Origin of the sequence: Ktedonobacter racemifer DSM 44963 (genome assembly GCF_000178855.1) — a bacterium.
Lineage (GTDB): Bacteria > Chloroflexota > Ktedonobacteria > Ktedonobacterales > Ktedonobacteraceae > Ktedonobacter > Ktedonobacter racemifer.
In genome coordinates, this window is the sequence record NZ_ADVG01000001.1 from 766,953 (window position 1) to 787,242 (window position 20,290).

General features: G+C 53.3%; 15 protein-coding genes and 1 pseudogene. 7 read left to right on the top strand and 9 right to left on the bottom strand.

Annotated elements, in window-relative coordinates:
* Positions 1–18 precede the first annotated feature (18 nt).
* Positions 19–1,323 carry an MFS transporter gene (locus KRAC_RS03550; protein ID WP_007904570.1) on the top strand — a complete coding sequence of 435 codons (1,305 nt, stop codon included), beginning with the start codon at positions 19–21 and terminating at the stop codon, positions 1,321–1,323.
* A gap of 57 nt (positions 1,324–1,380) precedes the next feature.
* On the opposite strand, the gene KRAC_RS03555 is transcribed toward KRAC_RS03550, so the two are convergent.
* Entirely contained in the window at positions 1,381–2,397 is a 1,017-nt protein-coding gene (locus KRAC_RS03555; protein ID WP_007904571.1) for a phytanoyl-CoA dioxygenase family protein, read from the bottom strand.
* Positions 2,398–2,528: 131 nt separating this feature from the next.
* Between KRAC_RS03555 and KRAC_RS03560 the strand changes: the two genes are divergently transcribed.
* Positions 2,529–3,329 (top strand): AraC family transcriptional regulator, encoded by an 801-nt coding sequence (locus KRAC_RS03560; protein WP_052567934.1) that lies wholly within the window; start codon positions 2,529–2,531, stop codon positions 3,327–3,329.
* 95 nt (positions 3,330–3,424) lie between these two features.
* Here KRAC_RS03560 and KRAC_RS03565 read toward each other — a convergent pair whose 3' ends face one another.
* Both KRAC_RS03565 and KRAC_RS03570 read right to left on the bottom strand, forming a co-directional pair.
* Positions 3,425–4,330, bottom strand: coding sequence for an ATP-grasp domain-containing protein (locus KRAC_RS03565; RefSeq protein WP_007904573.1), 906 nt, complete (start codon positions 4,328–4,330; stop codon positions 3,425–3,427).
* A 141-nt stretch (positions 4,331–4,471) separates the two neighbouring features.
* Positions 4,472–6,610, bottom strand: coding sequence for a recombinase family protein (locus tag KRAC_RS03570; protein WP_007904574.1), 2,139 nt, complete (start codon positions 6,608–6,610; stop codon positions 4,472–4,474).
* A gap of 101 nt (positions 6,611–6,711) precedes the next feature.
* On the opposite strand from KRAC_RS03570, the pseudogene KRAC_RS03575 reads away from it, so the two are divergent.
* The 3 genes and pseudogenes from KRAC_RS03575 (at position 6,712) to KRAC_RS03585 (ending at position 8,993) form a co-directional block, all read left to right on the top strand.
* A pseudogene (locus KRAC_RS03575) lies at positions 6,712–7,912 on the top strand (IS701 family transposase).
* Positions 7,909–8,376, top strand: a complete 468-nt coding sequence (locus KRAC_RS60655) for a transposase (RefSeq protein ID WP_052567936.1) — start codon at positions 7,909–7,911, stop codon at positions 8,374–8,376. Before KRAC_RS03575 ends, KRAC_RS60655 begins: the two are co-directional and overlap by 4 nt.
* 431 nt (positions 8,377–8,807) lie before the next feature.
* Complete coding sequence (locus KRAC_RS03585; protein WP_007904579.1) at positions 8,808–8,993, top strand: helix-turn-helix domain-containing protein; 186 nt, start codon at positions 8,808–8,810, stop codon at positions 8,991–8,993.
* Positions 8,994–9,178: 185 nt separating this feature from the next.
* On the opposite strand, the gene KRAC_RS03590 is transcribed toward KRAC_RS03585, so the two are convergent.
* The 6 genes from KRAC_RS03590 to KRAC_RS03615 form a co-directional block, all read right to left on the bottom strand.
* The gene (locus KRAC_RS03590; RefSeq protein WP_007904591.1) at positions 9,179–10,636 is read right to left on the bottom strand and encodes an RtcB family protein; all 1,458 of its coding nucleotides are present in this window, start codon (positions 10,634–10,636) and stop codon (positions 9,179–9,181) included.
* A 25-nt stretch (positions 10,637–10,661) separates the two neighbouring features.
* Positions 10,662–11,681, bottom strand: a complete 1,020-nt coding sequence (locus KRAC_RS03595; protein WP_007904592.1) for an RNA ligase (ATP) — start codon at positions 11,679–11,681, stop codon at positions 10,662–10,664.
* Between the two features lie 139 nt (positions 11,682–11,820).
* A complete protein-coding gene (locus tag KRAC_RS03600; RefSeq protein ID WP_007904593.1) occupies positions 11,821–12,030 on the bottom strand; it encodes a hypothetical protein in 210 nt (69 codons plus the stop codon).
* 532 nt (positions 12,031–12,562) lie between these two features.
* The gene (locus tag KRAC_RS03605; RefSeq protein WP_007904594.1) at positions 12,563–12,997 is read right to left on the bottom strand and encodes an archease; all 435 of its coding nucleotides are present in this window, start codon (positions 12,995–12,997) and stop codon (positions 12,563–12,565) included.
* A gap of 718 nt (positions 12,998–13,715) precedes the next feature.
* A complete protein-coding gene (locus KRAC_RS60660; RefSeq protein WP_007904595.1) occupies positions 13,716–15,365 on the bottom strand; it encodes an alpha/beta hydrolase in 1,650 nt (549 codons plus the stop codon).
* Between the two features lie 206 nt (positions 15,366–15,571).
* Positions 15,572–16,246 carry a hypothetical protein gene (locus KRAC_RS03615; RefSeq protein ID WP_007904596.1) on the bottom strand — a complete coding sequence of 225 codons (675 nt, stop codon included), beginning with the start codon at positions 16,244–16,246 and terminating at the stop codon, positions 15,572–15,574.
* Positions 16,247–16,579: 333 nt separating this feature from the next.
* Here KRAC_RS03615 and KRAC_RS03620 point away from each other — a divergent pair, with 333 nt between their 5' ends.
* Positions 16,580–19,927: an AfsR/SARP family transcriptional regulator gene (locus KRAC_RS03620; protein ID WP_007904597.1), complete on the top strand. Its 3,348-nt coding sequence runs from the start codon at positions 16,580–16,582 to the stop codon at positions 19,925–19,927.
* Between the two features lie 149 nt (positions 19,928–20,076).
* Positions 20,077–20,283: an Os1348 family NHLP clan protein gene (locus tag KRAC_RS03625; RefSeq protein WP_007904598.1), complete on the top strand. Its 207-nt coding sequence runs from the start codon at positions 20,077–20,079 to the stop codon at positions 20,281–20,283.
* Positions 20,284–20,290 lie beyond the last annotated feature (7 nt).

The window sequence follows — 20,290 nt, forward strand, 5'->3', positions numbered from 1 at the left end:
AAGGATTTTGTTACGCATATGTCACTTGGAACCATACGCCACAATCCAACCGTTCTTTTTGCCATTTGTTGTCTGGCCTATATCGCCAATGGTCTGCTGGGCGTGCTTCCCAGTGCAGGACTGACTCTGCTAGCCCAACATACCCATGTCGCGCTTGGTACCGCCGGACTGGCCTTTACCGGTAGCGCCTTTGGCTCCATTATCGCGGTTCTACTCAGTAGTCTCTTTATCAAAAAAATTGGCGCCAAGCCCGTGATTATGCTTGGCCTGGCTGGTCTGACCATCGCCAGCCTGATTATTCCTACGACGCCTATCTTCACATTCTGGCTGACTGCTCAGGTTCTCCAGGGTATGAGTGGTAGCTTTATTAGCATTGGCCTCTCAATTACGATGACGCTGAACTTTCGCCAGAACCTGGGCGAAAAGCTCAACATGCTCTATAGCTTCGCAGGTGTTGGCTCTCTGCTGGCCCCGCTCCTGCTCTCGTTTACGATGTCGCTCACGGGTAGTCTGCTGGTCTCCTTTGTTATTGTGGCCCTGGTCAGCCTTACCTGTCTGCTTGCGTTCAATATGCTGCGTTTCGTCTCGAAGGAGGCTCCTGCGACTACAAGCGCTGGCGGCAACGTCCAGGTTTCGGATAAAGCCAGCATGGCACGCATCTTTAAGCATACGTTGCTCTGGTTTATGGCGCTGCAAATCTGTCTCTACGTGGGCGCGGAAGCTGGCTTTAGCAACTGGCTGGTGACCTCAATTAGTCAGAGCGCGAATGTAGCTGTGACGGTGGCGACTCCTGCCGCGACCTTCTTCTGGATCGGTATGACCCTTGGTCGTGTTATCGTCGCGCAGCTGATTAAGCGTGGGCTGATCTCTGATGTACACCTGCTCTATGCCTGCATTCTCGGTGGTGGCCTGAGTGGCATCCTGGTCACGGCTTTGCTGAACCAGCCCTACATCTGCTTTATTGGCAGTCTGCTTGAAGGCATCTGTATCGGGCCCATCTTCCCGAGCTTGCAGTCGATGGCGACGCGCCGTTTCTCGCACTCGCCAACGCTTGTTTCGAGCATGGTTCTGATGAGCACTGGCCTGGCGGGTATGGCGGTTCCGCTCTCAATCGGGATGCTGATCCCCTTCCTGGGTACACGTGGTGGAATGATTATCCCGGCTCTGCTCTGCCTCTGTGTAGCGGTTCCTTTTAGCCTGGCTAATCGCAGCGAGCGCCAGGTAGTGGTCCATCGTCGCGGCAACGTGCAGGTGGAACCCGTCTCGACGCCCCTGCATGAGGTGGCCACACGCGAGCTACCAGCCATTCCGGCCTTCGCGTAATAAACATAACAAAAAGGAGCACGGTCCTGTCCAGGACCGTGCTCCTTTTTGTTACAATTAATCCTCATGCACCTCTTCGCCATGCTCGCTCATGCCCATCGTCCCGTCCATATTTCCCATCATGGACATGGCCTTGCCCGCGACGCGATAGCGCTGCGCCAGGTCAGGAGTGTTGGCTGCGCAGGGCGTGCCAAACTTTGGCTGCGCATATGGCAGGTGCGTCGTTCCGCGCGCCAGGATATGCTTGTCGTTGGCGGCCTCGCCCTCATATGACTCACCATGATTCCAGGGCACCCAGGAGCGCGCGTTACAGTAATGGCCGACGAATGCCCTCCGCTTGCGGTCCTGTGAATGATTGCTATGCGAGCGATGCAGAATATGCCCACCAAAGAAGACGACATCCCCCGGGTCGACCTCGGCCTTGACCTCGCGCCCGACATACTTGCGCGCAATCTTCGTCAGACCATTTTTATTCTCATCGGTATGACTGGCATTGAGGATAGACCCGATATCCCCAAGCTCGCGCTGCCCATAATTGTGCCCATCGGGATCAGGATAGACCGGCTCGTTCTGCGAGCCAGCCGTCATCCAGAGGCAGCCGTTCTCCTCGTCGGCCCGGTCCAGCGCGACCCACGCGCCACAGAGCGAATCGGGGAAGGTGGGAATATAATAGGAATCCTGGTGATACCCCTGCCCCGGCTGACCCGGCAGTTTAAAGAAGGTCATGCTCTGCAAGGCCAGTACATCCGGTCCAATCAGGGCCTCCAACACATCCAGGACGCGGGGATGCAAGAGGAAGCGCTCGTGCAACGGCAATAACCGGTGCAACATATGTACACGCTGCCAGTACTGCACCTGCTCATCAGCGTTAAGCCTGAACGAGGGACGTTCAATACCCGGAATCTGTTCGCGACCCGCCAGCAAATTATCCAGATGCTCCAGCATCTCCTGCACATCCTCCTGGGGAACTAACCCCTTCACCACCAGAAAGCCCTGCTCGCGAAATGTGACATACTCCTGCACGCTGACCCGGTATGTCTCATACTGCTTCCCTGCCGCAGCCATCATTGCCATTGCATGCTCCTTACCAATACAAGATTGACATTCATCACTCTTGACAGTTTACCCACTTCCACGCAAAATAAAGAGATCTAGAATTGACCAGAAGGTGTCTGTAATACGCATCATCCAGGATATCTATGACTATGGAACACCCTCTCCTCTGGCCCACCAAGGCTAATGTGGGCACCATTCACTACCCATCTGGTAGCCACTTCGGCCCCCGCTATCAGCCGTGTCTACAACTCGTTTTTCTCCATACCGGCCGTATGACCGTCTGGATCGATAATGTCGCGCACCAGGCGGAGGCCAATACCGTTTTCCTGCTCTTCCCCGGACATCAGGAGCGCTTTGCCTTTGCCGAAAGCGAGGAGACGCATCACTCCTGGCTCCACCTGGATGTTCCCGAACTCTCCCCTGAGCTACACACCCGCCTGCTGGCCCTCCCACGCCCATTGCCGTTAACGCCCCTAATGCAACAGCTTATTCATACCGCGCTCACGCTTCAGCCTACGCGCCTCTCCACAACAAGCGAACTCCTGCAATCCCTGGGCACACAGATGCTCTGGCTCTACGTCGGTGAGGGAGAACTCCACATGCAGCACAAGGTGGCTCCTACATACGCAACAATCGAACAAGCTCGCGCCTATATCCAAGATCACCTGCATGAACCACTGACATTGGAACAGATTGCCCAGGCGGTCTCAATCAGCCCCTCATACCTTATCCGCCTCTTCCAGGCCCAACTTCACACAACCCCTATGGCCTACCTCTGGCAGTTCCGCGTGATACACGGCATCTCGCTGCTCCAACAAACCGGCCTCTCCGTCCAGGCCATCGCCGACCAATGTGGCTTCCAGACCCGCCACCACTTCTCGCGCCGTGTGCGCCAGGAACTCGGTTACGGCCCCCAGGAGGTCCGCCACCGCTCCTGGCTACGCTCATAAAAAAGAGAGGGTCTGGCTAAAAATTGCAACATAGGGAGACAAACTGAGATCCCCCTACGTTCAGCAATTCTCCTCTCCAAGAATATGATAGAAGATCAAAGGTCGATTAGAGCTTGGTAAAAAGCTTTCGTATCAGCTCTTGCAGGCAGTCCCGCGACCTGACCATCACCAAGTTCAACGATATTCCATGCGCCATCTCTCTTTTTTGCAACATCCATAGTAAAAAATCGACTTTGAATCTTCTGCACAACATGGTCAAACAGGTCAATCGGGGGGAACTCATACTTGTCATTGCCATAGTTCCCCTCCTCCCAATACGGGGTTGAGGAGATGATCTGCCCATCAAGAACGAACAGCCGGAACTCCTTAATGAGAGGCATCCCACTCTTAGAATGTGTTGTTAATGGTTCAAACTCGACAAACTCACGGAAGACCAGGCCTTCATTCAAATCTGCGCCTTGTAGTTGTAAGAAGCGTGTGACCACTCGTTCAACGCTTTGTCTGTCAGAGGCTGAAGGAATGTAGCATGCTTCACCCCACTCATGTTTTCTCGACTTGACAAAATCCTTGACGATTACAGGCCTCCCAGCAAACTGATGCAGCGCCGCCATCACTGCATCTATGGAGATATCAGGTCCTGTCTTGAGCCAGATCGATCTAGGTGTGAACCCTTCAATCAGGTGATAAGATCCTGGCAAATAATGGCAATGGGTATAGGCCGCAGGAGTATTGACCAGCCAAAGGCCTTTTTCTGCAAGAGTTGTATACAGACGCTCATATACATGGGGCTTGAGCATCCACCCGCGATAAATAGCCAGTTCGCCTGTCGGCGCAGGTTCTACCTTACGTACTGCACGTGCGGCGTTCTCTTGCTCGACCAAGGCTTCAATATTAATTAGCGAATAGTTAAGGTGTAAACTCTCTACAATGCTCGACTCAGCCTCATAGGCACTGTCGGGAGAAAGTGGATTCCAGTAATTAGAACAGAAAATGATGCGCATCCATACCCCCTTTTCCTTTTTGCTCCTGTTAGCCAATACTTCTCTACTACCGTAATAAAAGAAGTAGCAAGAGAGGGCATTGTGCTGCCCTCTCTGTCTCCTTAACAAAGAGTTTTTACCCTTTTACGACGATGATGGGCTTCAAGCGCACGACCAGCTTCGCAAAACCGGCGTTGTGGACGACGTTGACGACTTGCTGGCGTCTTTGGATGTTTGAACACCTGTGCCAACAAAAAGCGGTGAATAGGTGATTTTAATCCGATCCGAGACATCTTCCACGAGTGATCGTAACTTGATTGGCGACTCCTGTAGAAAACGATTTAACTCGTCTCGGTGGATGTAGGTGCGCATTATGTCTTTTGTGCTGAACTCAACTTCGCCCTGCGAGATGGCTTCATTAAGTATACGCCAGGTCGTTACCCTCAAGACTGCTACCAGTCTGTGCATCGTAAACCATTCATCCTCATACTGGCTCAGATCAACCACTTTCTGTTTCTTCTCTTTGAGGTAGCGCGTAATCTCATCCCGATGGAAGATGAAGTGGGATGTAGCCATTTTCTGAGATTTAAGGTCACCGTTATGTACATGTAACATGAGTGAGTTCCTGTGTATGCCTGTGAGTTCCGACGCTTCGGAGATGGACAACCATTCCTGATCGGTCTCAACAGGGGGCAATGGTGGAGTCCCCTTTACATCGGGATGGACGTGTACTTTAACGCCCAACACATTGAGTACGTTGCGTTTCTCTTGGAAGGTCGCTTCGTGATATCTGCCACGCATGACATTGACGAATTCGATAAACTCCAACACGCGCTGCTGGTAGGTCGCAGTCAGGGCGGCGATACCGTTTGCCGCTTTGCATTCCGCTTCAAAGCGCTCTAATTGCTCAAGTTTTGCCTGAATGTCTTGGGCGATAAGCGAGCGCAGATACTCATTCTGTTGCTTGGCATGTTCCTGACTGGCGTGTTCGATAGCAAGTTTTAGCGCAGCAATCTGCTCCCTGCCAGTAGTATCCTCCAACAAATTGTTGATAGAGTTTTTAATCTCTGCTTCAATTGTGGCCTGTATAGGTTCGAGGCGCTCGAATAGGTGGCAGCAATCCTGCCAGACAGCAGGGTCAAGCAGTGACGTCCTGATGCGTTGGATATGCGGCTCGCATTGGTGTGGATTGGCATCGTAGATGCTGATATGCTTGGTGCAGCGATAGACTGGCAGTTTTTTATCCCATGCGGGCCTCATGCGGTAGCCGCAGATGGCACAGTAGACATGTCCGACAAGTAAGAAACTTTCTGGGTCGCGTGGCCGTTGGCTCTTTGTCTCGCGGTTAGTTGCCAGCTTGCGCTGCGCCCGCTCGAATAGTTCAGGTGAGACAATAGCGGGCATTGCGCCGGGAATAACTTTCTGGTCGGGATGCACAATGTGCTTTGTCTTGCCGTTTTCCAGCAACACTCTCTTTTGTTTGCAGATGACGAGCGTGCCGAGGTTAGCTACATCTCTGAGGTATTGAGAGATGGTTCCGGTTGTCCAGGGGATCAACTTCGGCTTCCCATTCTCAAGCGCGGCCAGCTTTTTATCCCCGTTCAGCGGCTCTTTACGGGCTTCACGCGGCGTGCGGATGCCGTCAATCGTCAGCTTGTGGCCAATCTGTCGGATACTCATATCCAATTCTACAAACATCTCGAAGAGCGAGCGGCGCACGGCTGCTTCCTCGATGTTTAACCCATAAAAGGTCTTGGTCTTATCTCCCCATTGCCAGCCATACGGAGGTGTTGATGTCGCCATCGGCAGCTCCAGCTCGTGACGCTTCTGCCAGTGGCGGTTGGCATACTCGTTGATCTTCTCGCGCTCGGACTCCGCACACCAGGCGAGCACGGAGCGGATCAATTTGCCAGTCAGTGAGTTGTCGATATTTTCGCTGACACTTATAACTTCGCCGCCATATGACTCGATCTCCTGAAAGATCATAGCCGAGTGGACAAAATTGCGGCTGAAACGGCGCAAGTCCCAGACGATAATCATATCAGCAACATGGTCGCGTATCATCTGACGGGCGAGGGTCAGCTTCCCGCGGTACGAATAATGGATATATCCGCTCTTTGCTTCAGCAAGGACGACAATAACTTGTATATTATTCGCCTCAGCCCATTGGCGGCATCTTTCTTCCTGGTACTCCAGGCTCTCACCGTCCTGTTTCTGTCTTTCCGAGTTAACACGGCAGTAGATGATAGCGCGTTTGCGTTTGACAAATTCCTGTATAGCTTGTTGATCTTGCACTGACATAAATTTCTACCTCTTAATAAGGGGCAGCTCCATATCGCTAATAGTACTACAGCCCCACTTAAGGAAAAAATGTGGTAGGATCTCTCGGGGAGGAGAAGCCCATGACCACATCAGCTAGGATCGAGCAGGAACATCTACAAGAAGAGGAGGCCCTACGCCGCATCACTGGTGCAGCCCAGGTGCTGGAAGAGCTTACCGCACGCTTGGGCAAGCACGTTCGCCGCGCGGAAGTCCGCTCACGCCTGGAACGCTATCTCCGGGGTTTGTTGGCCCCCGTTGGGCGCAAGAATGGCTGGCAGATGGCCGAGGCTCTTGGGGAAGCCAATGCGCATGGGGTGCAGCGGCTCCTGCAAGAAGCGGAGTGGGATGAGCAGGCCCTACGCGATGAGCTGTGCAGGTACGTCATCGAGCACCTAGCAGGCGAACAAGGTGTACTGGTCGTCGATGAAACAGGCTTTCTCAAGAAGGGAAAGAAGTCCGCAGGGGTCGCCTCACAGTACAGCGGTGCGGCGGGGGGAACAGCCAACTGCCAGATTGGTGTCTTCCTGCTCTATGCGAGCTCCAAAGGCCAGGCATTCATTGATCGAGAGCTCTACCTGCCCCAGGAGTGGACCCAAGATCGGGTGCGCTGTCGAGAGGCGGGTATCCCCGAGGAGGTCGCTTTCGCCACTAAAGGCCAGTTAGCACAGCAGATGTTGGCGCGCGCCTTTGCTGCAGGGGTACCAGCACAATGGGTGGTTGGCGATACGATCTATGGCTCTGACGAACTGCGGTTGTGGCTGGAGGCACAGCACAAGCACGCTCTCCTGGCAGTCCCAGAAACACATCTGGTATGGGTCGCTGGTCGCCAACAACCTGTGGGCTTGCTCGCGGCGCTTTTACCCGCGTCAGCCTGGGTTGTGCTCTCCGCCGGCGAAGGCAGCAAGGGCGCGCGACGCTATGAATGGGCCTGGCTCCAATTGCCAGAGCGCGCGCGAGCAGGCCGCTGCCCAGGGCCGCTGGGTGCTGATCCGGCGCTCGCTCTCCGACCCGAGCGAGCGGGCCTACTATCGTGCGTCTGGGCCAGCAGAAACAACCTTAGCGGAACTGATAGCCGTGGCAGGGAGTCGCTGGCAAATTGAAGAGGGCTTTGAACAGGCCAAGGGCGAGGTTGGACTCGACGAGTATGAGGTGCGAACCTGGCGGGCTTGGCACCGCTACGTGACCCTGGCTCTGCTCGCCCATGCCGCTCTCGTCGTGATGCGCCGTAGCATCCAGGAGCAGGAAAAAAAAGCGGAGCCTGCGGCGAGCGCATCGAAGTGAGTGTACCAGAAGTGCGTCGCTTGCTGGCTGCGTTGGGCGCCTCGTCAGAAGAACAGCGCTTGCGCTTGCACTGGTCCACCTTTCGGCGGCGACACCAGGCAACGTCCAAGCGTTTGCATGCGCTGCGTCGTGCTCGTCAGGCTCCCTGCCCGCCTGCTCAGCTTCCAGCTCCGGTCCCTCTCTGTGGGCTGCCTCCCCTCACCGAGGCGGACTGGCAACGCATCACGCCGTTGTTACCACCCCAGACCCCGCAGCGAGGCCGCAGAGCAGCGGATTATCACCGGATGGTGGAGGGTATGCTTTGGATTGTGCATACTGGCTCATCGTGGCGCGAACTGCCAGAGCGATTCGGCCCCTGGGAGACGGTGGCCTATCACTTCTACCGCTGGGGCAAAGTAGGTCTCTGGCAGCGCATCCGAGAGGTCTTACTCCAGGAGGGGGCGCTGCCAGGTCCTGCTCTCTGATCATGTATGTGGGACTGTAGTAATAGGCCACGTTTTGCAATAGAGCGATCTTGATCAGCTTTTACGCCTAGTTAAAAGGAAGTTCTAAAGCCGTCATTATTTGCTCTCCGTGGGTTCTTGTTAAATGAGTTATCCTTCATACCATACAGCGTCACTCTAATGGAGCAGCCCCTCGTACCTACTACCACATGGGAATACCATTCTTAAGTAGAACACTTCTTACATTTCAATTCTCCTGTGCTGACAGGAGAATTGAAATGTATTACCCCAATCCAAGAACATCGAGCATCAAAAAGCATGAACTTCAACAATTTTACACAGTCAAAGGCAGCAATGTCAATATTTATCATGCCAAACACCATTTTAACCTATATTTGACATAAAATCAAAAGATACACTATAATAAGCAACAAAAATAAGGTGGCGCAACCTTGGAAGAATTTTATACTCTGCAAGAGATAGCAGACATGCTCAAAATACACATAGAGACAGTCCGAGAACTCGTACGAAAGAAGGAGTTGCCCGCGATTAAGGCCAGTCGGCGAGACTACCGTGTGCGCAGATCCGCCTTTGAAGAGTTTCTGCGCAAGCGGAGCACTACTGGAGATGATAACTGATCAGGTTTTATTTATACGAGGCGCTGAAAAACAGCACTCTAACAATGGCAGTTTATTTTCACTTATTTATACGAGATTGCAAGATATGAACAAGTCCTCACCGATGGCATATAAGAGTCCGGTGAGGACTTTTTATAGCACAGTCCGATCTCATGCAACAAATGGATGAGATCAAGCGCTCTGCTTTACCCTTTTATAACAATGATAGGTTTCAAGCGCACAACTAGGCGTGCCAGGCCGGCATTGTGGACAGTATTAACAACCATCTGGGCGTCTTTATAAGCAGTGGGAGCCTCCTCCGCCAGCAGGTTCTTGCTGTGAACGCGGACGGTGACGCCCTTGGCTTCAAGCTGCGACAAGAGATCCTTGCCGGTGATGGACTTTTTGGCCGCGGTACGGCTCTGGCGCCGACCCGCACCATGGCAGCATGAGCCGAAGCTCTGCTCCATCGAGCCTTGCGCGCCAACCAGGACGAATGAGTAACGCCCCATGTCGCCTGGGATGAGCACCGGCTGCCCCACGGCACGATACTTCTCCGGCATGGCGGGATGCCCCGGAGGGAAGGCCCGCGTCGCCCCCTTGCGGTGGACGCAAACGCGCTTCTTCTCGCCGTCGATCTCGTACTCTTCCATCTTGGCGATGTTATGGCACACATCATAGACCATCGGCATATCCTTGGCCCGCGCCTTGCGCCCAAAGACGCTGGAGAAGGCATCGCGTACACCGTGCATCAACAACTGCCGGTTGGCCCAGGCGAAGTTCGCCGCGCAGGCCATGGCGCCGAGATAGTCCTGCCCCTCCTTTGAATGAATGGGCATACACGCCAGTTGCCGGTCCGCCAGGTGATAGCCGTACGCCTTCTGCTTCGCCTCGGCGATTTTGATATAATCCTCCGCGATCTGGTGGCCAAAACCCCGGCTCCCGCAGTGGATGGTGGTGACAATCTGGCCCAGTTGCCCGATGCCCAGAGCCTCAGCGGCCTCCTGGTCATAGATATGGTCCACGTACTGCACCTCGGCGAAGTGGTTCCCCGAACCCAGGCTCCCAAGCTGGCCAACGCCACGCTCCAGGGCCTTACGGCTCACGGCCTCGGGCCTGGCCCCCTTCAGGCAGCCATTCTCTTCGGTGACCTCCAGGTCCTCCTCGACACCATATCCCTCTTCAACGGCCCAGGCCGAGCCACGCTTCATGACCTCGAGCATCTCACGCTCAGTCAGGCGCCGCATGCCATAGCCACCCACGCCCGAGGGCAGGGTATTGAAGAGCGCGTCCGCGAGCCTATCCGCCTTGCCCTTGATCTGGTCGCGCACAAGGTCAGTTGCGAGCAGGCGCACACCACAGTTAATGTCAAAGCCAATCCCACCCGGGGAGACAACGCCGTGCTCGGCATCGGTCGCGGCAACCCCGCCCACGGGGAAGCCATAGCCCCAGTGAATGTCAGGCATGCCCAGCGAGTACCCGACGATACCCGGAAGCGTGGCCACGTTCGCCACCTGTGTCAGGGCATTGTCGGACAGTATCTGCTGAATTAGTTCATCGTCGGCATATACAATGCCCGGCACGTTCATCGCGTCATTATACCGCTTGGGTATCTGCCAACGGTTAGGATCAATCCGTTCCAATGGGATATTCGCATTGCCCATGTCTCTGTTCCCCTCAATTTATTCGTTACTTATCAGTGTAGTCGCTCTTTGGGCCAAAGAGGTATGAGTCGCTGACGTACTTCAGGATGACGCGCCCGGTCTTGGGCGAGGTACGCTCTTGTATCGGGCGCACGACGACGCCTTCTCGGATATGCGCGTTCTCAGTCAGCAGAGTTGACCCCTCGCTCAAACGCTTGATCTCGTCCAGGCTAAACGGTATTCTGGCCATGACGGGCACGGTCTCAATGCCATAGCGCTCACAATACGCCAGGAACTCCGGCCAATCCAGGTAGGCTCCATCCACGAGCAAATCAAAGGCGCGAAAGCCGATGCGCCCATTGCTCAAGCCATAGGCAAAGGATTGGATGCGGCTCCCATAGACCTCGCCAAAGAGGATGACCTGCTGGTGCTCCTGGCCCAGGTCTTCAACCAGCCTCCGCACTGACTCTAGCGTCAGGGGAAACCAGTAGGTGCTCACCGCGAACCTATCGTCATCTGGCCGCTTGCGCCGCAGGGCCTTGGAGCCAGCCATCAGCTCGCCCTCAACCATGCCCACGCGCGAAGAGGTGCCATGAACCTTCTCGCTGACCAGGACCGTTTCGCCCTCAGTAAAGATGTCTGGAAAATTCCGCATGTTCTCAATCTCGGTATACTCCCAGAAGAGCGGGTTGTCTACCTCAGCATCTCCGGCGCTGGAACGTAAAGGTGGCTCATACTTCTTCACGCTGTAAAAATCAGCAACGTTCTGCCCCGGCTCCCAGGCTGCATCCTCGGGCTTCACGATCAGGCCAAAGGATGGCTCACCACGCAGCTTCGCGCATCTGATACGCTGCTTGCTAAGGTATTTCGTCACGCCAAAGCGCTCCGATAACTCCAGTGGCAGCACAGTATCCGGTGGGAAGTACACAATTTTGTCGCCTACCGTGTACTGCCCCTTGGGAACCACAATCTGCCACCCAAGCACCTGCGCCAGTTCCAGCGCGTCAGCATTGCTATGTGGCCCAATCTTATCAATGGTCGCCACTGGCACAATCAAACTACTCATTGGCTGGCTCCTTCCTAATCAATCCATCTGCACCTGTAGGGTCCAGGCTGGCTTGGACTTACTCCCGCCCAAGCACAATGCAACCTGTACGCTCAAGTCCATGCCAGCATAGGCCCTACAATTCCATGTTTTGGGGCGCTTACTCCGCACGTCCACCCCGCTTCAACATCGAGCGACCAATACGCGTGTAGACATACGTTGGGCGCCTCGTCAGGCGTATTGTCTCGCCAGTCACCGGAGCGGAAACGGTCACGGCGCGGCGGAGCTGGGGCTGCTCATTACCAATGTCCCACCGCCTGGTCACATACGACCCGGTAGTCCTGGTTCTCGTCTTTACATTCTGCATCATCTTTGCCGTTCCTCCGGAACTGTAACAATACATTAAGCCTTGCATCATCGACTCGTTTACAGAGCCAATTCTGCTTTATCTAGAAGCAAGCGTCTATGAGATTTCTCACACTCGCTCGCTTGCTAAATCCATATCAATATTCTCCACAAAGCTCAGCTATAAAAAGACAAACAATACAACCTTACAACAGGTTAGGCATAGCACCTGCCATACTGTTCAAATGCGCTTTTCTGCCCCTAAGCGTCGCCTTTTACAAAGCCACGAAGCTACGAAGCGTTGATTCATTACATGGGAAGCCTTAACTTATCCATCACACTTGTATATTCCCTGGAACAAAAGCGCTCTAAGCCCTCTCTGGACATGATTCCATAGACGCATGGCGTATTTGAGATTTGCTTCTTGCCACCAGGAGAATCCACCCGCGCACCATAACCCTATGGTGCCAACAGCGTGACAGGCAAAGGCATAAAGCCCAAATGCTTACACGACGCGGGAGATGAACTGGAAGATGGGCGAGCGACTCCGCGAATCCCTAAATGTCGAAGATGATCCTTGCCTGGTAAGAGCCACTGGCCTCATCACGAGTGATGGCGGCCTCGTGCCAGGTGACGGCCTTGATCGCGCTTGCCAGTTCATGACGTTGGGCATCATATGCCTCACCCATCACTCGGGCTTGTAAACGCGTCTCGGTCAGATCCAGGATCTCGACATCGCGTACGAGGAGAAACTGCGTATCAAACAGGAAGATCAGTTCATCGAGCCAGCCGATCAATAATGAGAGGTGATCATGGGCCTCGACTGTGACTTCCCGCATTGTCGTTGGCTTTATCTGCTCCAGCGCGATCATCAGACTCTCCATGCCCTGCGCGGCATGAGAAAAGAGTTCTGGTAGATCCCGACCATAGGCATGTAGCCCGACATCCGCAGTATGCTCAAACACTTCATAGGGGTGCGCAAAGTTCTTCACGAGCGCCAACCTTTCCAGGACAGTCTCAGACAGGGGATATATGCAGAGGTAAAGCTATTACTGCGATACATATGACTGCCCTCCTTTTCCTATGAAGTATTAGTAGTAGATGCTTTAATAGTACCCACGACATTGTGATTTGTCAATACATTTTGCCACCAAATTGAATGGCATCAATAAAATCAGAGCAATAACCCACTAATTATGCACAAGTAAGGCTCTGACACAACTTTGGTGAAGGATGAGCTTATTGGACGAAAACCATTTTTCCTTTGAGCACGAAACAGAATCTCTACCAATGTATTATTTAAGAGCTTATCACCAAAGCTGTGTCAGAGCCAAAAGGCCAGAGCCTCGACCTCAGAAGCAATTCAGAGAGACAAACGTCATTGTGCAACGCCTGTCCTTTCAAAAATTAAATGGCGCTCAATTTGAAGAACTCTGTGGCCCATATCTGGCCTCTCAGTGCTACTGAATTAATCTCCTCCATCGTCACTTCAGCGTGGCAATGTGCGCGAACCACGCTGAAGCGACGATGGAGACTCTTCCAAGCGTGTGGCAACTTTGGGTCCTTTTCACCTGACGAGCGATCCGAACCTGGCTCGATAAACACCTTTTCTGTGAACAATATCCGTGCGCAATGCTTGCATTATTCCAAGCTTGGAAGGGCCACGAAGGGGAAACTCGGTTTCACCTCATAGCGAGGACCATTTGTGGATCAGATCGCCAGCGTTCTGACGAAGAAATCGCTGATCAGGTGGACGAGCGCCTCAGGACCTGGCTGCTGCATGGCTCCTGCTGCAGAGGCAGCGAAGCCGTGTTCACCATGCTGTACCAGGACCAGTTGTGTGGGAACATTTGCCGCATGCAGCAGTTTGGCCAGTTCCAACGAGTGATGAAGGGCAATGAGTCCATCATCAGTCCCATGGATGATCAAGAAAGGGGGATCGCCGGGGGCGACGTAGGTCACTGGGCTGTTCGCACGTTGCTGTGCCACCGGCTCTCCTTCTCCAAAGGGATGTACCCAACTGGGTGAACCACTGAAATTCGTCAAATCGGTGAAGCCCCAGAGATCCCCCACAGCCTGCACCTGATTCGATTGATTGGAGTACTGGTCTCCATCGAAGCTGGGGTTGGTTCCTGTCGTCCCCAACATGGAGGCGATATAGCCCCCTTCACTATCGCCATACACCCCGATGCGTTGCGGGTTGATGCCGAGCACTGATGCATGAGCACGCAAAAAGCGCACAGCACATTTGGCATCATTGACCATTTCCTGCCCCGAGGCCAGTGGGATCAGGGGATAATCGATGGATCCGACCACAAAACCGCGCTGGAGAAGCTCATCACGAAGCTGCATGAAGTACACCCCATCGTAATCCGTTGGCAAGTCGCGGCTGTTGAGGAACCCGGCCCCCCCATGCACGTAGAAGACCACTGGCGCGGGGCGCAGGGCTTTGGTGGACGGTTCGGAGAGATCCATCGCAAGCGGGTTGCCGCCAGGACTACAATAGGCCAGCGTTGTCGTCTGACCGGCGGGCGCATTGATTACCGATGAGACAGGGAACCACCCTCTGATGGCCGCTGTACTGCCACCCTCCCACAGGAGGAGGCTGACCACCAGCAATGCAGGCACCAGAACGAGAATCGTCCGCCCTGCTCTGGGCATCATGGCTCGGAGGCAAGGAACAAGAGCTCGCAGAAGCAAGACCAGTATGAGCAATCCAACAGCAGGAAGGAAGAGGGAAAGGAGGCTTTCAGGGAGTCCAGCAGAGGCAAAGAACGTCGCAAAGACTAGTTCAGCCGCGTAGGAGTTGACCGCAAAAAGAACCACCAAAGCCAAAAGGATGAGCAAAAGGATAAGAACGGGAAGAAAGCCCCATATGGTACGCCATGCACTCGACCTGGTAGTCCAGGTGCGAGCCGCTAGGCTGAGAAAAAAGAGGGCTGTGACTCCCTCAGTGAAGGGAAGAAAGCCATCTTGAAATCCAAGCGTCTCTGGCCGCCAACTCATCAGGCTGGAAGGTGAACCGATGGGTACACCAATGGTACGAACCAGCACCCAAAACAGCAGTGCAGCCCCCTGGATGACAGCAGCGACGATGAGAAGGCGACGCACAGGAGTAGCCACGACCGCGACGGCAAAAGCAGCCTGGAGAATGGCACAGATCAACAAGAGCGTGGTCAGGAGCGCAAGTTGGGGCGGTTGTTTCAACACGCCAATCACATGAATGGTTGCTGCGCTTGCCGTGAGCAAGGCCGCCCAAGAGAGGAGCGCTCCGCGTTTGAGGGGATGAGCCGTAAGCCAGCCTGGGGTGGAGTGTGGGTGATGCGCAAAGAGAGGCATCCTTGTTTCGTGTGTTTTCATACCTAAATTCTTTCTATAGCATGTTTCTTGTCTCTTGCACTCTTTAGCCTGATCCAACCGTCTTCTTGGAGGCTATTTCTGTCGTCGAGAGAGCATCATGTCGGAAAGACCAATTAGTTCTTCATGGGGAATGAATTGGTGTGCTACCCGACAAACATAAGAGATTACGCTTATATTTGTCGGGTCACGCTCTATTAAGCACGAGGTTATGCTGATACCGCTACCCGCTCCCGACCCAAAACCTGGCGCGATTCCATGAGCGCACGGATGATGAGCGTGATCGCAGCAATTGGGAACCACAACTCCTCAATGGCCTCGATAACCGCCAGCGTAGCGATTCCGTCGACAACAGGAGTGAAGAGGAAGAGACATCCGATGATGGCGAAGAGAGCACCAATTCCAATCGCTGCATACCCAAGCACTCGCGGCAAGACACGTGATTCCAGAATAACAAACCCTAATGGAATGATGAGTGCCGGGCCAGCCACGATGGAGTAGAGGTGCTGGACAGCATTAACGAAACTCAGGCTCATCTGGGCTGTGTTCAGGTTGTGCGCGTTCGCCGCTCCAAGATAAAAGGTGACCTCGATCAGGTCTACGAGCATGAAGATACCAGCCCCAATGATCGTCGCCAGGCCCGCAAAGCGTGTCGTTGCCTTCGCCAAAATGACGAGTGCGAGCACAAACAAGATGATGAGCAGCGGGCTAATAGCCTGCAACCAGGCTCCTATAAGGATAGCGTTGTGGTAATGCTTACCATAGGCAACTAGTTGTGCAGGGTCAGTTGGCGGAGCAGGATTGAGCGAGAAAGAGACAAAGAGAAAGACGACGCCCAGAATACAACCAAGGGCAGCCAGAATACTGAAGAGTCGCGTAGACATGCATGTAGCTCCTTCATATGACTATTATTCGTTCTGAGACGAGCCTCTGCCTGTTGGAAAACCAAGCGAGAGAGCGCTCGCCATAAGTGTGATGCCGTGTCCCCAAATGGGGCCGGTTTCCATATCAGAAGTATAGAGGGCAAGATTTGAATCGCTCTTCGCACCATCTCTACATATGCTTCGCAGAACACTCGCTTTGACAGGAAAAACGCTTTTTGTTAATATGTAATTGCCTCTGCAAAAAGAAAAAGTGTACTGCCAGAAATATATATATTTACATTCACGTTGCTATATTTAATTGACAAGCCTTTACAGACACAAGGACGAGGCGTAATGCAAGACGCGTATATACTGCGAAAGCTCACCGGCCCACCACTCCCACAGACGCTCCTTCATCGAGAAGAGATCCTCTCACGCCTGAGTCTGGTGCTCACCGGAAAGACACAACAGCATTCCCAGCCACAGATTCAGGCCGCGTCAAAGCTTATCCTGCTTCTCGCTCCTGCTGGATATGGGAAAACCACCATCCTGGCAGACTTTGCGAGCCGGGGAAACGCTCGCTATTGCTGGTACATGCTTGACCGTACAGATAGCGATATCATCACCTTCCTGCAACGACTCGTGCTCAGTATCCGTCAACAGCTTCCGAATTTTGGTGAAGAACTCGACGATATACTCGTGAGCATCGCCCAAGAACACATAAGGGAGACTGAAGGCATTTCACACCTCATTCCGTTGCTAGATGCTTTCCTCCAGGCTCTGGAAACGGAGACAAAGCAACAAGTGGTATTGCTCTTCTGCAATTATCAGGAAGTGAATGATACACCGATCCTCAACCAGGTGACCAATTATCTGCTACGTGGCCTTCCACCTCATTACGCCCTGGTAATTGAGAGTCGGGCCATACCCGAGTTGGAATTCGCCCACCTGCTAGCTCACAACCAGGTTTATAGCTTCACACAAGATGATCTGCGCTTTTCCGCGCATGAGGTGGCCAGGCTGGCGCAGATCCAGGGCATTCCTTCGCTCAGCCCCGGAGAAGCTGAACAGTTGGAGTCGTCATTCGATGGCTGGATTTCAGGCATGCTCCTGGGAACGCGCCTGAGCAATATTCGTCTCCTTCAAGGAAAACGCATTCCAGGACCACGCGCACTTAACACCTCCATGCATCACCAGCAACTCTTCACGTATGTCGTTGACAGTGTCTTTCAGCGCTATCCAGATCTGTATACTTTCCTGCAAGAGGCCTGCATCCTGGAAGAGATGCTTCCTTCGCTCTGTGAAGAGGTCTTAGAAATTGAACACGCTGAGGAATATCTACAAGAGTTGGAGCGCAATGGCCTCTTTGTGACTCATAGGAATGAAGGCGAGCAACAGGTCTATGTCTGCCACCAGGTACTGCGTGATCTCTTTCTTGAGGAGCTTGAGCGAAGCAATCCGCAACGTTTTCACGCTTTACATCAGCGGGCTATGCACAAGTTGGGCAAAGAACAACGCTATGAACAAGCCATACACCACGCCTTGCAGGCCCAGGAAGATCTCATGGCTGCGCGTTTTATCATCGATATATTTCCAGGTATGTTTGGCCAGCAGCGCCTGACGACCCTTATGCGCTGGTGTGATTTGCTCTCTCCTGCATTTCGTGAATATGCGCCCCAAATATTATTGATTCAGGCGCGTGTCTATTTGCGGTTATATAATCACACCCAGGCATTGCCGCTGCTAGAGCGTGCAGAACAGGTGATATTCGATAAAAGCTCACTCATTCCGCCCGAACATCCACATTTGCTCTTAACAGAGATACGTATTTACAAAGGGTCAACCCTCTTCAGATATGGAGCCTATCAGCAAGCTGCCGACCAATGCCAGCAGGCCCTGGATGAGTTACCTGCACATGAAAACGTACTGCGCGGGGAAGCCTATTCTATCATCGGGTTATCTTTGTGCTTGCGGGGTAACCTGCCGGCTGGCATAGCCGCCGTTCAGAAAACGTTGCAATTCTATGGGCGCTCTAGTTCTGGCTATGAAGTAGCGCGTTTACACTCGATACTGGCTAACGCCTATCGCTGGCTTGGCAAACTGGAACTTGCTGAACATCACGTGATGAGGGCCATGACATGCCGACTGCAAATGCATGATATCTGTGGTCAAATAGAAGACCTCAACCGTCTGGGTCTTCTTAAAAGAAGCCAGGGAGCCATACAAGAGGCCGAAGCTCATCTCCTACAAGCACTGGAATTAGCCCGTTCCCCTTTGCATTATGAATCTGGGCAAGCTTATGCCCTCGTCAATCTAGGCAACCTGTACTTTGATCAGGCAGCTTTTGAGCGGGCATTACGCACTTTAGAAGAGGGACTGGCACTGGCTGAAAAGCTACAGGATCGCTACCTAATAAATCATACCTTGTGCATCATGGCGCTGACCTATCTCTCCCTGCAAGATGTGGAAACGGCTCATTTCCTGCTCTCCAATGCCCAGTTCTCGCCTACCCAAAATGAGCAGCCTGACTATGATCGCTTTCTCCATGATCTTACCTATAGTGCGCTTCTGCTGCATGAGGAGCATTATGACGAGGCACTCTCCTATCTTACAGCACTCCAAGCATCCCCAAGCACTACGGAAAAGGAATTAATGTTTGTGTTGCAGATACGCCTGGCAGCCTGTTATCTGGGGAAACAACAAAGCGAAGATACGCTGGCCTGCCTGCGCAAGGTGAAAACGGCTCTGGCTGATTCGAATGGATATGGCCTTTGTGTTTTAGCAGAACTCAGGAACCAGCCACGGCTAAAGCATACTCTCCAGACCCACCCGGATCTCGCCCAATTGCGAACTCTTTTGCATCTAGAAGAGGTAGGCGCTCCCCAGCCTCTTGAAGAGCCTGTCTCTATGCCTGTGAGTAGCGTTGAACAGAAGAAAGGAAGCCGGCTAAGGATCTGCGCCATGGGTGAGCCTGCTGTCTTGATTGATGAGAATCCCGTTACCCGTTGGCGCATGGCACGCTCAATGGAACTCTTTTTCTTGCTATTGGATCAGGGCCATCCTTTACGCAAAGAGCAAATTATTGATGCGCTCTGGCAAAACTATGATAAGCAGAGTAATCAGGCCTTCCACTCGACCTTGTTCTACCTGCGTAAAGCTATTGGAGAGGCTTGTATCGTCTCGCAAGGAGGGACATACGTCCTCAACCTGGCGGCCCATTACGCCTCTATTGAGTATGATGTCGAGCTTTTTCAAGAACACTTTGTCAGAGGCAAACAGCTCCTTGAGCAAGAGGATGAGGAGGGCGCACAACGCGCTTTTGAGGCCATGCTTGCGTTGTACCAAGGCGACTATGTGCAGACCTTCTATAACGACTGGTCGAGTAGCCGACGCAATGAACTACGCCAGGAAAGTCTAGATGCTCACCGAGAGTTAGCATTGATAGCCTGGCATCACGAAAAGATAGCAACAAGCATGAAGCACTGGCAACAGATCCTGGCGAGCGATAACACTCAGGAAGAGGCACACTATGGCTTGATGCGCTGCTATGTTCGCCAGGGAAAGCGCAGTCTGGCGCTACGCCAGTATCGACAATGTGAGAAGATCTTACAAGAGGAGTTAGGGGCAAGGCCAGGCCCTACGCTCCAGCAGTTCTACCAACGACTAAACAATGCTACGTCCCAGATCAACAAGGACAAGTGATAAAGAGTGCGAAGTGAGTGCGAAGTCGCTTGCAAGTGCCACTTGCTATACTCGCGATAAAAGCAGCGTGTACAGCGTTTGATTGAGCCACTCACTCGCGTCAGAGAGACAGATAGAGGTGGCTGGGCCTGAAAGGGGCGGAAGGCACTATGTCCTGGCAGATCATCCATCGTATACTGGGCCTGGCTCTCGTCGACACGACATTCTGGCAGGCCCTGCAAAATGATCCTCGTACCGCTCTACGCGAAGGAGGTTTTCAGTTGACGGACAAAGAGCAAGAAGCCTTTTGCAATCTTCCCCGCAACAATTTAAGCGAGTTTAGCCAGCAATTACTCGAATCCCTCCCATCAGAGTAAACAATCC

What these genes read in the sequence shown, in the direction of transcription:
- KRAC_RS03550 (WP_007904570.1), top strand. Translation starts at nt 19, where the DNA reads ATGTCACTTGGAACCATACGCCACAATCCAACCGTTCTTTTTGCCATT.
- KRAC_RS03620 (WP_007904597.1), top strand. Translation starts at nt 16,580, where the DNA reads ATGCAAGACGCGTATATACTGCGAAAGCTCACCGGCCCACCACTCCCA.
- KRAC_RS03600 (WP_007904593.1), bottom strand. Translation starts at nt 12,030, where the DNA reads ATGATGCAGAATGTAAAGACGAGAACCAGGACTACCGGGTCGTATGTG.
- KRAC_RS03615 (WP_007904596.1), bottom strand. Translation starts at nt 16,246, where the DNA reads ATGTCTACGCGACTCTTCAGTATTCTGGCTGCCCTTGGTTGTATTCTG.
- KRAC_RS03625 (WP_007904598.1), top strand. Translation starts at nt 20,077, where the DNA reads ATGTCCTGGCAGATCATCCATCGTATACTGGGCCTGGCTCTCGTCGAC.
- KRAC_RS03555 (WP_007904571.1), bottom strand. Translation starts at nt 2,397, where the DNA reads ATGGCAATGATGGCTGCGGCAGGGAAGCAGTATGAGACATACCGGGTC.
- KRAC_RS03570 (WP_007904574.1), bottom strand. Translation starts at nt 6,610, where the DNA reads ATGTCAGTGCAAGATCAACAAGCTATACAGGAATTTGTCAAACGCAAA.
- KRAC_RS60660 (WP_007904595.1), bottom strand. Translation starts at nt 15,365, where the DNA reads ATGAAAACACACGAAACAAGGATGCCTCTCTTTGCGCATCACCCACAC.
- KRAC_RS03590 (WP_007904591.1), bottom strand. Translation starts at nt 10,636, where the DNA reads ATGGGCAATGCGAATATCCCATTGGAACGGATTGATCCTAACCGTTGG.
- KRAC_RS03560 (WP_052567934.1), top strand. Translation starts at nt 2,529, where the DNA reads ATGGAACACCCTCTCCTCTGGCCCACCAAGGCTAATGTGGGCACCATT.
- KRAC_RS03565 (WP_007904573.1), bottom strand. Translation starts at nt 4,330, where the DNA reads ATGCGCATCATTTTCTGTTCTAATTACTGGAATCCACTTTCTCCCGAC.
- KRAC_RS03595 (WP_007904592.1), bottom strand. Translation starts at nt 11,681, where the DNA reads ATGAGTAGTTTGATTGTGCCAGTGGCGACCATTGATAAGATTGGGCCA.